This is a genomic window from Rhodococcus sp. 14C212, assembly GCF_011058195.1.
In the GTDB taxonomy this organism is placed as follows: domain Bacteria; phylum Actinomycetota; class Actinomycetes; order Mycobacteriales; family Mycobacteriaceae; genus Rhodococcus; species Rhodococcus aetherivorans.
On sequence record NZ_JAALEH010000071.1, the window covers coordinates 16484 to 29227 of the forward strand.

8 protein-coding genes and 3 pseudogenes are annotated in these 12744 nt (G+C 63.9%); 7 read left to right on the forward strand and 4 right to left on the reverse strand.

From position 1 onward, the window contains the following. Positions 1-478: 478 nt before the first annotated feature. A pseudogene (locus G6038_RS23185) lies at positions 479-1035 on the reverse strand (IS5 family transposase); the annotation flags it as partial. A 75-nt stretch (positions 1036-1110) separates the two neighbouring features. Continuing rightward, on the reverse strand, positions 1111-2514 hold the full coding sequence (locus tag G6038_RS23190) for an MFS transporter (RefSeq protein ID WP_165040107.1): 1404 nt from the start codon (positions 2512-2514) through the stop codon (positions 1111-1113). 1560 nt (positions 2515-4074) lie between these two features. Here G6038_RS23190 and G6038_RS23195 point away from each other — a divergent pair. From G6038_RS23195 to G6038_RS31565, 6 genes and pseudogenes are all read left to right on the forward strand, one after another. Continuing rightward, the gene (locus G6038_RS23195) at positions 4075-4599 is read left to right on the forward strand and encodes a flavin reductase family protein (protein ID WP_165040109.1); all 525 of its coding nucleotides are present in this window, start codon (positions 4075-4077) and stop codon (positions 4597-4599) included. An 84-nt stretch (positions 4600-4683) separates the two neighbouring features. Continuing rightward, a complete protein-coding gene (locus G6038_RS23200; RefSeq protein WP_165040111.1) occupies positions 4684-5967 on the forward strand; it encodes a bifunctional 3,4-dihydroxy-2-butanone-4-phosphate synthase/GTP cyclohydrolase II in 1284 nt (427 codons plus the stop codon). A gap of 439 nt (positions 5968-6406) precedes the next feature. Next, entirely contained in the window at positions 6407-6730 is a 324-nt protein-coding gene (locus G6038_RS23205) for a WhiB family transcriptional regulator (RefSeq protein ID WP_165040124.1), read from the forward strand. A gap of 557 nt (positions 6731-7287) precedes the next feature. Then, on the forward strand, positions 7288-7530 hold the full coding sequence (locus tag G6038_RS23210) for a hypothetical protein (protein WP_165040113.1): 243 nt from the start codon (positions 7288-7290) through the stop codon (positions 7528-7530). Positions 7531-8385: 855 nt separating this feature from the next. Then, positions 8386-8751 (forward strand): annotated as a pseudogene (locus G6038_RS31955) (IS110 family transposase); the annotation flags it as partial. Between the two features lie 277 nt (positions 8752-9028). Further along, positions 9029-9596, forward strand: a pseudogene (locus tag G6038_RS31565) (transposase family protein); the annotation flags it as partial. A 163-nt stretch (positions 9597-9759) separates the two neighbouring features. Here G6038_RS31565 and G6038_RS23230 read toward each other — a convergent pair. After that, positions 9760-10947, reverse strand: a complete 1188-nt coding sequence (locus G6038_RS23230; RefSeq protein WP_165040119.1) for an acyl-CoA dehydrogenase family protein — start codon at positions 10945-10947, stop codon at positions 9760-9762. A 119-nt stretch (positions 10948-11066) separates the two neighbouring features. Here G6038_RS23230 and G6038_RS23235 point away from each other — a divergent pair, with 119 nt between their 5' ends. Beyond that, positions 11067-12098: a LacI family DNA-binding transcriptional regulator gene (locus G6038_RS23235; protein WP_165040121.1), complete on the forward strand. Its 1032-nt coding sequence runs from the start codon at positions 11067-11069 to the stop codon at positions 12096-12098. A 277-nt stretch (positions 12099-12375) separates the two neighbouring features. Here the strand turns inward: G6038_RS23235 and G6038_RS23240 are convergent. Continuing rightward, positions 12376-12744 (reverse strand): integrase core domain-containing protein (locus G6038_RS23240; protein ID WP_206025496.1); only part of this gene is annotated, 369 nt, incomplete at its 5' end.

Below are 12744 nucleotides of genomic sequence, written 5' to 3' on the forward strand. Positions count from 1 at the left end.
CCGCAGTCTGTCGGACATTCCAAGCTGAGGGAATCAGTGCCGTTTCCGTGATCACACTAGGACGTCCAAATCACCGCCGCCTTAGCAAAGTGCGTCAGCTGACGTGGAAAACACGTCACCTCCGCCGGGCTGGTCGGGATTGATACACGATCCGGTGTCAATCGAGCTTTGGTGCTGTACGGCACTACTGCGAGGAGGATCCCGTGCTCAGTCTCCCAACAGCTCACTCAACCTCTACCCTGGCAAGGAAAGTCGTCGTGCCATAAGCCCGCTCGTCGAACTTCGGAGACGACGGCACCAACCGATTCGCCCTGCACTGGACGAAGAGCTCACTGCAACTGTGCTTGTCGCGCACGCTCGCGCGCGCCGGGATCAACATCGGTGCTGCTGACGCGTCTGCGGTCCTCACTTCACCGATCCCGTGCCAGGCAGCGACCCCTCACGGACTCCGGACGATCCCGGAGCGGGCAAGCAAGCCGTAGCTCCTGCTCGCCCGCAACCGATCGGGTCGGCGGTGACGCGGCACGTAGAAACGGAATGGCGGCGATCAAGGACTGCAGCATGGCGCTGTCATGGATGTTCATCGGGGTCACAGGCGTGACGAGTGGGATGCCGTCGGCGCCGGAGGGGATGTGGATCTCGCTGCGCTCGGCTCGGTCGACCGAGCTGGGTTCGGTCGGAAGGTCCCCATCTTGCCCGGACGTGGGCGGCCTCGAGGATCGCGGCGGACCAGTCCAGGTCGTCGCCAACGCCGAGCCGATCGAGGGCGTGGCGGTGTAATTCGTCGAACACGCCTTCCTGGACCCAGGTTGTGAAGCGGCGGTGGGCAGTCGGGACGCTGACTCCGAGCGACGGCGGCAGTTGCCGCCAGGCACATCCGCTCGTCAGCACGTAGACGAGGGCGGTGAACACCGCCCGGTCGTCCAGTGCTGCCCTCCCGCCGCCCTGCGGCCGCGCCCGGAACCTCGGCAGCGTCGGTTCGACGATCTCCCACAACGTATCCGGCACCAACCGTCGAGACAATGCATCAACCATGACTGGCGTCATGCCGCCTCCCGTAACTGATCTATACGCGACCCATTCTCGGCGCAAATCCCGTGGGGTGCCGATCTAGTACCGCTGCGCCACAACGTCATTTGCCGTGATCCGTTCGCGGTCGGTCTCAGCGTCGATCGCGTGCAGGTCCGTGATACGTCGCGGCGCGAAAAGCGCCCATAGAACGACGAAGACAAGGATGGACGCGCCCATCCCGATGTACACCCATACGAACTTCTCCTGCGGAATGAATCCCTGTGACCCGGGGTTCAGAATGTTCAGTACAACCGCCACAACGATTACCGAGCTCACGAACTGCACGATGGTCTGCATTCCGACCGTGACGGCCATGTTGTCCTGGCGACCGGACGCGGCGACGAGCGTGTAGCCGACCGTCAGGAAGCTCAGCACTGTGAGCCCGTAGAAGAACACCCACACGTAGAAGATCCAGGACGGGCTCTGCACGAAGGCGAATCCGAGGTAGAGGACAAAACCTGCGATTCCGGAGATGACCAGCACCCACTTCGGGCCGAGACGCTGAAGGCCCCAGCGGGTCCAGACATAACCCAAGGAGGATCCGGGAAGCATCGCGAGCAGGACATAGGAGGATTCGAGGACGGACATGCCGTGTCCGAAGCCGGATTCGGTCGGTGTCTGCAGCAGTAGCGGCAGCACGACGAAAAGCCCCTGGGCCGGGATGCTCGCCCCGAGAATGGTCATGTACCCGACTACCGCTTGACGCACGTCCATGTTGCGGAACGCCATGATGGGCGCCTTTGCGTTCCGCTGTTGGAAGATCCAGACGACGAGCACCGCCGCGCTCACGGTGAATCCACCCAGCACGAGCGGCGATGTCCAACCGCGGGTCGGGCCCTCACTAATACCGATCAACAGCGCAGTGACCCAGAGGCCGAGTCCGATCGCCCCGAACCAATCGACGGTCGAGTTCACCAGCGCGGCCCCGGGTGTCTCGGGGGAGACGAGTGCGAGGAGCAACAACACGGCGTAAGCCACGAAAATCACCCAAAAGACGCCTTGCCATGGCATTCCGAGGCTGGCAAAGAACCCGCCGACCACGATGGCAAGAGGAGTGAAGATCGCCATGGTGAGCGACAGCGCTAGCGCGGAGAGTCGAATCTGGTTCGCAGTGGCCCGTGGGCGCAGCAACCCCCAGCTCAGGGGGATCGCCGCCGCGGTGCCTCCCAAGAAGCGACCGATGACGAGCGGCCAGAAGCCGGCGATGGTGGCCGCGAGGAGCGATCCCAGCATCGCCAGGACCGTGAGAACGATGAGTACCTTGCGGTGTCCATAAGTGTCACCGAGCCGGGTCGTCAGTCCGATGGATACGGCGCTGCCGAGCATCATGGCGTTCAGGACCCAGCCGATCTCGGAGGCGGTCAGCTGGGATTCTGCAGCGATGGTGCCAACCAGCGGGGAGAGGATTCCGAACTGGACGTCGAGAGCGACGCCGCTCAGCATGAGCAGCGCGACGACGGTAGGAACGCTCCCGGCTTGTGCCTGGGTTGGTGACGCGGGCGGAGTAGTTGATGTGGGCGACATGTGATCGCTTTCTCGTTGCCTTCAGGGACGTCAACGTCGACGCCAGAACACGGGGGGTATTAGGTTCGATGTCATCGTTGAACCGGTGACGGTGATTTGCCTCACCTGTTTTACCAATGCCTGTGGAAGCATTCACATGAGATGATGCGCCATCATTGTCAATGATCGCGCCGATGTGATTGCCGGAGAACCCACTACTCGTGGCGTCCACCGAGTGTTGTGTGCCCGGGGCTGGGGTCGACATTGCAGAGCACCATCCGGCAACGTGGGGAGGGTCGTGCAGGCGAGCACGATCCGTGAGCAGATGCATGCAAGTGGAAGCATTGACGCGCAGCGTCGTCGATGCAAGTCGATGCAAGACGTTCGCGTAGTCCATTGGGGTGCGGTGACCAGCGGATCGCGCAAACGAACCAATGCGCTCGACCGAGCATGTCGGCGACCGGGTATGCGTCCAAGTCGCGGGTTACGCGCAGAGTCCGGAGTGCCTCGACAGGACCGGTAATGTATTTTGGCGCTGAGGTGGACTCGTCCGACAATGCCTCGAGATCAGCGCCGTCCATGCCGATCCCGTCGTTCTTACCACTGCGGGCGTGAGTACGGGCGTGTGACTGCTCATTTCGGCGAGGGCGAGACCGTGGGACATGAGGCGTGTCGCCCGCTCCCTCCAGTCCTGTGGCAACCTCTTGGTGCTCCTATGACTCCCGTTTTTCTGTGTGATCGGACCTTCCATACGAATTGGGGTGCAACGCCTCTGCGGAGAGTGGGAGACCGGTCAGCGCATGGACCACAATGGCGAGATCGCGTTCGGTCAACTCGCCGGTCTCGGCGTTCGTCGTTCGGGTTCGAGCATTGCGGGCCATGACAACTCCCGTCGATAATTCAACACGCAATTCGGTAGGTGTAGCACAGTTTCGCTGCCGCGTTCCCCAGCGATTGGAAAACGGCCGCGAACGGCACTCGAGGCAAGACTTCATTTCGAATGGAAATGAGGCCGTCTCCTGACTGTCCGCGGGCCACGTGTCCCTGCGGCTCAGGATAGACAGTCGCCGACCGCCGCATCGGGCACTATCGGGTGCAAGAGCATGTACTTGACGCACTTTTCTACCTTCTTGGCGCCAAGAAGGGTGTTGAGCCGAGACAACCGACCCTAATCTGAACCGCAACGAATGTGAGCGAGGCACCGCACCGAACCCAGGAGATCGAACACGCGTCCCTCATGAAGGCGACATGCTTGTATCGCAGCCGAATCCAACTTGTAGGCCAACTATGCGACTTCCACCTACGGGGAAGAAGCGAACGGGTAATGCTCACTGGGTTCGATACCTATCGCGCCTGTTGGCGAACTCCATACAGATTGGTGCTCACCTGCGCCGTAATCCCGCATCCAGGCTCCGATGGTGTCTCCGACTCGATCGGACGGTGTGATCGAGTACGTCGTGAAGACAAGGACCCTATGCAGCCCGCAAAGAAAGAAGGCTCATGACTCAGACCAAGGTGGGTATTTTCGACGGTGACCCTAAGGTCGTACGCAACGCGTTTGCGCAGTTCCCGTCGGGTGTAGCGGTGCTGGCGGCCGATGTCGACGGCAGCAAGCACGCGCTGGTCGCCTCGTCGTTCATGGTCGGCGTATCGCTCGACCCGTGCCTCAGTGCGGTCGCGGTACAGAAGTCCTCCGAGACATGGAAAGTGCTCAAAGACGCGGCGATGATGGGGGTTTCGATCCTGGGCAAAGGTCAAGTCGAGTTGAGCCGCAAACTTGCCAGTAAGAACCGCGCGGCTCGTTTCGAACAGGTCGCGATCGAGGTCGGGGACCGGGGTGCCATCTTCATTGATGGGGCAGCACTATGGCTGCAGTGTTTCATCCACGATTTCTCGGAGGCGGGAGATCACTGGATGGTCCTGCTGGAGGTGAATGAACTCGGCATCGGCAATCATGAGCCGCTCGTCTGGCACGACGCGAAGTTCCGGGAACTCGTTGATGCGCGAACGATCGACGTCGAGTAGGCACCGATCACCGAGTCGTGCTCACTTACGAGCACCCCCTTGCCATCCGGTCGAGATGCAAATCGAGAACATGGAGTGTAGAGCGTGACCACCTTTGACGATATCGAACGTGCGGTTGCCGACATCGCTGCCGGCAGAGCTGTGGTAGTGGTTGATGATGAGGATCGCGAGAACGAGGGCGATCTGATCTTCGCAGCCCAGAAGGCTACACCCGAGCTGGTGGCGTTTATGGTTCGCCATACGTCCGGGTTTATATGCGTACCGCTGACAGGCGACGAGTGCGACCGGTTGGGTCTACCACCGATGTGGACGGCCAACCAGGACAAGCACGGTACTGCGTATACGGTGACCGTCGACGCGCGAAAAGGTGTCGGAACCGGAATCTCCGCATTCGACCGGGCTGTGACCATTCGATTGCTCGCGGATCCTACGGCGAAGGCAGGAGATTTCATCCGTCCGGGGCATGTGGTTCCGCTTCGCGCACGCGACGGCGGTGTACTGTCCCGCCCGGGGCACACCGAAGCTGCCATCGATCTCACCCGGATGGCGGGACTACATCCAGCGGGTGTCATCTGCGAAATCGTCAGCAAGAAAAGCCCGGGTGCGATGGCCCGGACCGAAGAGCTGCGGCTCTTCGCCGACCACCACGGCCTGGCAATGATCTCCATCGCTGATCTCGTTGCATGGCGCCGCATACACGAGGAGAAGGTGGTTCGCGTCGCCGAGGCGCGCATACCCACCTCTCACGGCGTGTTCCGGGCAGTCGGGTACCGCAGTACTCATGATGGATCAGAGCACGTCGCCTTCACCTGCGGAGATGTCACGGAGCAGCATAGCGGAAGCAGGGATGTTCTCGTCCGCGTCCACTCCGAATGTCTTACTGGCGAGGTGTTCGGATCACTGCGTTGTGACTGCGGGTCCCAACTCGATACTGCGCTCGAAATGATTGCGAAGGAGGGTCGCGGAGTTGTGATGTACATGCGTGGCCATGAAGGCCGCGGGATCGGTTTGCTGCAGAAGCTGCGAGCTTACCAGTTGCAGGACGCAGGAATAGACACCATCGACGCCAATCTCCACCTGGGTTTGCCGGCAGACGCCCGCGATTACAGCATCGGTGCGCAGATTCTTCGTGACCTCGAGATCGATGAGCTGCGGTTGTTGACCAACAATCCCACCAAGTGCACCGACCTCGAAAGGTACGGGCTGCACGTCACTGAGCGTGTTCCGATGCCGGTGTGTGTCAATCCCGACAACCTGACCTATCTACAAACCAAACGTGACCGTATGGGGCACGAGCTCGGGGAATTGGATCACGACGGGACTTCCCCCTTGGGGGCCTGCCCGTCTCATATCCGGGAATTGACCTGACCGCCGGGCTGAGGCAGGGCGCTTCGACTACGGTGCGAGGGTCGGGGCGTAGGTCGCGCGACTACGTGCTCGAGACGGAAGAAGAAGTTCCCGGAAGTCGCACCGCGATTACGGCAACAACCTGCCCACGGGGGAGCGGAACTGTTGATGAGCCGGCTCGAATTCAACCGCCGGGTCCCAATCGTCACCGGTCCTGGTGCATGCGCTGCTCACCTGCCGTTACGGGAGAACACGTAAGCTGTCCGCTCTGAGAATCGATGTATCGTGATCTCGTCACGGTCAGGTTCGCCAGTCGGGCGGATCGATTTCCCTCCGGAATTTCTCATATATGAAATTGGCGCGTCCTGGTAGGTATCACTCAACTCGAACCCTGTACCACATCGATACAAGACAGGTGGGTTCCGAATCTCTGCTGACAACAAGAACCGTGATGACATCCATGCAGCAAACCACAATTTCAGCCAATCAACAGTGGCGACAGCACGCGGCATGTCACATGTTGGGTGATTACTGGTTCTTCGCTCCCCCCGGTGAACCCCGTGAAATGAAGCTTCGCCGTGAACAATGCGCGAAGCGGATATGTAGCACCTGCACAGTCATGACCGAATGCCGAAACTATGCATTGACTCTCGGTGAGGTTCATGGCATATGGGGAGGAATGACCGAATCTGAACGGCGTGAACTGATTTCAGGATCAGCGGGTATCGAGAACTTCCAGCAAGACGAGGGGAATGGCTATGGTACGGCTGGGAAACGGGACTGATGTCGGAACAGGCGACATCTTGACCGGCCCTTCCACTTGGTTTCCACCTTCGGTGACGAGTCTCGGGCGGGGATGAAGTTCCTCTCGGAGCGGAGTTCGTGTTCGATCGGGGTGCGGTAGTCGGGAAGAATGCCGCCGTTGCCGGTTGTAGACAATCCCGATGTAGTCGAAGTTCGCGTTCGCGAGCTGAAGATCGATTCCCAATAGGTGGCGCAGAAACTGCTTACCCAGACCAAAGCGGCTTGTATCTCTTGTAGTGCCCCTTTTGTGGGGGGTAGGTCACGTACGGTGGCCTCGGGAGGGTCGGAGGACGCGCCGCTTTTCGGCTGAGCGTTCGGGCTCGTGAAAGAGATCGTCTCCTCCGTCCCGTCTCCCGAGCTGACCCGGTTGAGGGAATTGGTGGTCTGGAGGTGGAGGTGCACAGCATCGATGCGTCCCGGCATGGCACCGAATCATCCACAAGCGCGGGGAGCCGAACGTGAACTCCCGAGGTGTGAGTGGGCGGGGATGCGGAGACGGCCGGACGACACCCGCTGGGTGCACGGGGGTTCTCCTTCATGGACGAGTTCCCCCGCGGCGGTTGGCTGGGCGGCCCACGAATGCGTCGAACTCTTCATCAACACAATCTGATTGACGAGGAAGACAGAACCCTCGTGCACGACCACGACAACCCTGCCGCGACGGGTGGTCCACGACACGGCACGCGCACGCTGGTGGGCATCGACGCGGCGATCACCGCCCGTCACCACATCGCGATCCGCACCGACGATCAGAGCACCCCGACCCGGTTCAGCGCCTGACCCACGCCGGCGGGGTTGCGGACGCTGACCGACACGCTGACCGGGTACGACGACATCGAGGCCACCGTCGAACCGACCTCGACGACCTGGCTCCCGCTCGCGGTCGCCGTCGAGGCGGGCCGGTGGCACCATGCACCTGGTCGGTGCCCGCCACTGCGCCCGGCTGCGCGGCGCCGTTGCCGGCACGAACACCTCCGACGTCCTCGACGCCGACGTCCTCACCCGGGCCGGGCAGGTTTTCGAGCTGACACCGTTGACCTTGCCGTCCCCGGCGCAGCCGGCGCTGCGGCGGGCGGTGCTCCGACGCGCGGGTGCGGTCACCGACGCGAACAGATCCAAAGAGACGGTTGATGTCGTCGCCGCGCTGGGCGTTTGTCGACGTGTGGACGGCATTCGGCGGATCGCTGCCGACCGCGACGGCGGTGCTCGAGCGGTGGCCGGACCTCCGCTCGCTGGCCGGTGCCCGCCGGTCCACGCTGACCGCGGTGATCGCCGCGCACACCCGTGGGGTCGTCGACACCCCGGCCCGCGCCGAGGCCGTCAAGACCGCCGCGTCCGGGTGGGTCGCGTTCTGGACCGGTCATCTCGACCTCGACGCCCTCGCCGTCGACGTCACCGAGCACCTGATCGACCTCGCCGACGATCGGGCCCGAGTGGCACGGTTGACCGTCCACAGCACCCGCTGGTGGGAACACCTCTACGGCGACGACACTCTGCTGTGCTCGGTGCCGGGGATGGGTCCGGTGACCGCGCCGACGGTACGCGCGTTCCTCGGCGACGGCACCGGTTTCGCCTCGGCCAAGAAGGCCGCGTCCTACGTGGGTATCACCCCGCCCGTCCTGGTCGTCGGGGACCACCGACCACCGCGGGCGGGCGATTACGAAGGAGGGACCGGCACCGCTGCGGTTGGCGTTCTTCCAGGCCGCCGGCGCCGCCCGGCGCACCGATCCGCAGCTCGCGGCGTTCTACCACCGGCTGATGACCCAGCGGGCGCACTGCCACACCAAGGCGACCATCGCCGTGGCCCGCACACTCGCCGAACGTACCTGGGTGACCCTCACCACCGGGCACCCGTACCAGCTGCGCGACACCGACGGCACACCCGTCACCGCACGAGAAGCCAAGGAGATCATCACCACCCGCTACCGCGTCGACCCGGCCACCAGGGACAGGACCCGCGCCCACGCCGACGTCTCGCGGAAGGCAAGAAGGACGCGCTGACCAACCGGACAACCCGAAGCGCCCCTACGGGACCGGACCGACGACCCCCGCCCAGCTACTCGTCGTCGAGCCGACCACCCCTGCCGCCGGACCAGCATCGCTCCACGCACATCCCAGCACCGGAGAACGTGGAGTCGCTTCCCCGCGCCCGTCGGTTGGCCACCCGAACTCCGCCCAGCCCCTTGACAACCGTTAGGGAATCTCTTCGCAGTCGGTAGGGGCGGGATGTCGTCCGACCCCGTGCCGTGTCGGTGATCGAGAAAGGGCCCGCGCCCTTGTGAGCTGGGTGTTCTTCAGGCAACCAGACCAGCAAGGAACGCGGGCATGCTCCACAGTAGTGGCTCACTGCTGCTCGATCTCGACGGCGTCGTCGTCGAATCGGTGCGGCGCCTCGACGACGGCAGCCGGATCGTCCGGCTCGGCACCGACCCCCGGTGGGTCGGGGTGTGCCCGCAGTGCGGGCAGAAATCGACACGGTCGAAGGGCTGGGTCACCAACCGTCCCCGCGATGTGCAGGTCGGCCCCGACCGTCCCCGACTCGAGTGGATCAAGCGGAAGCGGTTATGCACCAACATAGTCTGCGATTCGTAAGGTATTCACCGAACCGGTGCGCGGCATCCCTCCCGCACTCGGGTCACCCCGCGGGCGAAGACGATGATGGGCGCGGTCGTCCTCAACGATGACCGCTCGGTGGCCGCCGCCGAGTACCGGTGCCGGGGCACACCGTCCACGATCGGGTCGTCGCCGTCGCCGTCGCCGTCGCCGTCGTCGACACCGCCCTCGACGACGAACCCGAGCCGGTGACCGTCCTCGGTATCGACGAGACCCACCGAGGCAAGGCGAAAATGGGAGACCGACCACGATGCGGTACGCAGCGGCCTGACCTTGCCCTACAGTTCCGGCGCGGTCGAAGGCCACGGCAGCCGAATCATTCTGGCGATCACCAGCCCCTCCAACGCGCCGGTTACATTCCCGTCGCTGCGCTCGCCACGAGTGCGCTCTGCTCGGTCACCGGAAGGCGGCCTCTCCGGTCAGCGCCTTCCCGATGGTCAGCTGGTGCACCTCGGAGGTGCCCTCGTAGGTCAGTACCGACTCAAGGTTATTGGCGTGACGGATGATGGGGTATTCGAGCGTGATTCCGTTGGCGCCGAGGATGGTCCGGCATTCGCGGGCGATCGCGATGGCCTCACGGACGTTGTTGAGCTTGCCGAGGCTGACCTGCTCGGGGGTGATCTCGCCGCGGTCCTTGATGCGGCCGAGGTGGTAGGCGAGCAGGTGTCCCTTGCCGACCTCGAGGGCCATGTCGGCGAGCTTGGCCTGGGTGAGTTGGTACGCGGCGAGTGGCTTGTCGAACACCTCGCGGGACTGTGCGTAGTCGATCGCCGTCTCGAGGCAGTCGCGGGCGGCGCCGATCGCGCCGAACACGATGCCGAAGCGAGCCTCGCCGAGGGCGGTGAGCGGCCCGCGCAGTCCCTGCGCCTTCGGCAGCATCGCCGAGGCGGGCAGGCGCACACAGTCGAGGACGAGTTCGGAGGTGACCGAGGCGCGCAGTGACAGCTTGGCGTGGATCTCCGGAGCGGAGAAACCGGGGGTGTCGGTGGGGACGACGAAACCGCGGATGCCCTTGGCGCCCTCCTCGAGATCGGTCTGCGCCCAGACGACGGCGACATCGGCGATCGAGCCGTTGGTGATCCACATCTTGGTGCCGTTCAGGATCCAGTCATCGCCGTCGCGCTTGGCGTGGGTGCGCATCCCGGCGGGGTTGGAGCCGAAGTCCGGTTCGGTCAGGCCGAAGCAGCCGATGGCTTCGCCGGCGGCCATGCGGGGCAGCCACTGCTGCTTCTGCTCCTCGCTGCCCCAGTGGTGGATGGAGAACATCGCCAGCGAGCCCTGCACCGAGACCAGGCTGCGGATGCCCGAGTCGACGGCCTCGAGTTCGAGGCACGCCAGGCCGTAGGCGGTGGCGCTCATGCCGGCGCAGTCGTAGCCGTCGAGGTGCATGCCGAGCACGCCGAGCTGCCCCAGCTCCCTGGCCAGCTCACGCGCCGGGAGCTCGGCATCCTCGAACCACCGGGCCACGTGCGGGCGGATGCGCTCGTTACCGAACTTGCGGACGGTGTCGCGGATGGCGATCTCTTCAGGCTCGAGCAGCGAGTCGAGAGCGAAGAGCTGGGTGAGCGACTGAGCGTGGGACATGGCCTTCTCCGGGGGTCGAGGAACGCTTGTAAGAACGATTGCGAGAACGTTTGCACAGAGGATTGCATGGCATACGCTAAGGGCATGTTCCGGGCCCGTCAACCCGGAAAGCGAACTCGATGCGAGACAGGCAGGAGAGCCGAATGCCCCGACCGGACCGCGCCCCGACGCTCAAGGAGATCGCTGAGCGCGCCGGCGTCCACGTCTCGACGGCCTCTCGGGTGCTGCGCCAGCCCGAACCGGTCGACGGCTGGTCGGACTCCGCCCAGCGGGTGCGGGAGGTGGCGGCCGAATTGGGATATCGACCCAACCTGTGGGCGGCGAGCCTGCGTACCCGCAAGACGACCACCCTCGGTGTCGTCATGCCGCGCCTCACCGACGGGGTGGTCGCCACGACCTACCAGGGTATCGAGGAAGCCGCCACGAAGGCGGGCTACTCGGTGCTGCTGTCGAGCCCGCCCGACGACCTCGACGCACAGCGCCGCGCCATCGCGCTGCTCGTGGGCCGGCAGGTCGACGGCCTGCTGCTGAGCAGCCTGCACCTTCCGGGTCGCGCGCTCGTCGACTCACTGGCACTAGGATCGCTGCCGATCCTCGCGGTCACCCGGCATGCCGACGCGGGGTTGCCGTTCGTGGTGGGCGACGACTACCGGGGCGGGGCACTGGCCGCCCGGCACCTGCTCGACCGGGGCTACGAGGACTTGGCGATCATCGCCGGCCCCGACCACGCCAGCACCGCCCGCGACCGGCGCGACGGCTTCGTCAACACCGTGAAGGATGCCTCGGTGTCGCTCCCGTCCGAGCGGATCGTGCGGTCTAGCTTCGATGTCGCCGGGGGAGTGGAAGCTGCGCGGATCCTGCTGGATCACTCCGATCGTCCCCGCGCCATCTTCGCGGTCAGTGACACCATCGCGATCGGCATCCTCGGTGTTGCCCGCGATTTGGGCCTGTCCATCCCCGGTGATCTCGCCGTCGTCGGTTACAACGACATTCCCGTCGTCGCGCAGCTCCCGGTGCCGCTCACCACCGTGCGCTCACCGGCGCACAACATCGGCGTCACCGCGGTTCGCCGCCTGCTCGAACTCGTTCGCGACGGCGACACCGAATCGACGCGGCTTCCCGTGAAATTCATTGTGCGAGAATCAAGTTGACCAAGCGAGATGCCCACGACATTCCATCGTGCTTCAACCGGATCGGCGTCTTCAGGGAGTGTCCCTACCTACAGCGTGCAAAGACTACAGGCTCGTTGTCGAAATGGGTCGAATAGTTTCGCTTGAGCGCTTCCCTGTTTCAGAGCCGATCGGCAGGCGGGCATGCTGCGACAGGTGGCGGCCCGTCCGTGCCGGGAAATTCGAGATTCTGCAGGCACGGCTGCGCGCGTGCGATCGCTCGCCGGTCTGAATCGCCCCGAGTTCGGCGGAGGCTCGGCTATCTGGTTCCGGCCTCAGCGGGGACCGGTGTCTCACGGTAGTCGGCCGCCGTGTGATTCGACCAGTAGGCGGCCTCGTACTCGGCAGGTGGAACGTGGTCGATCTCGCCATGCAAGCGGCGATGATTGAACCAGTCGATGTACTCGGCGACCGCCCACTCGACGTCTCCCACGCCCCGCCAGCCTCCGCGTGGACGCATCACGGGATTGCGAATGCACTCGGCCTTGAACAACGAGTTGAACGCTTCTGCCATCGCGTTGTCATACGACCCCACACGTCCACGACTCTGCTGAATCCCATGTGCAGCACAGAATTCCGCAAATACAGCCGAGGTGTACTGCGCTCCGCGATCACTGTGGAAGACAAC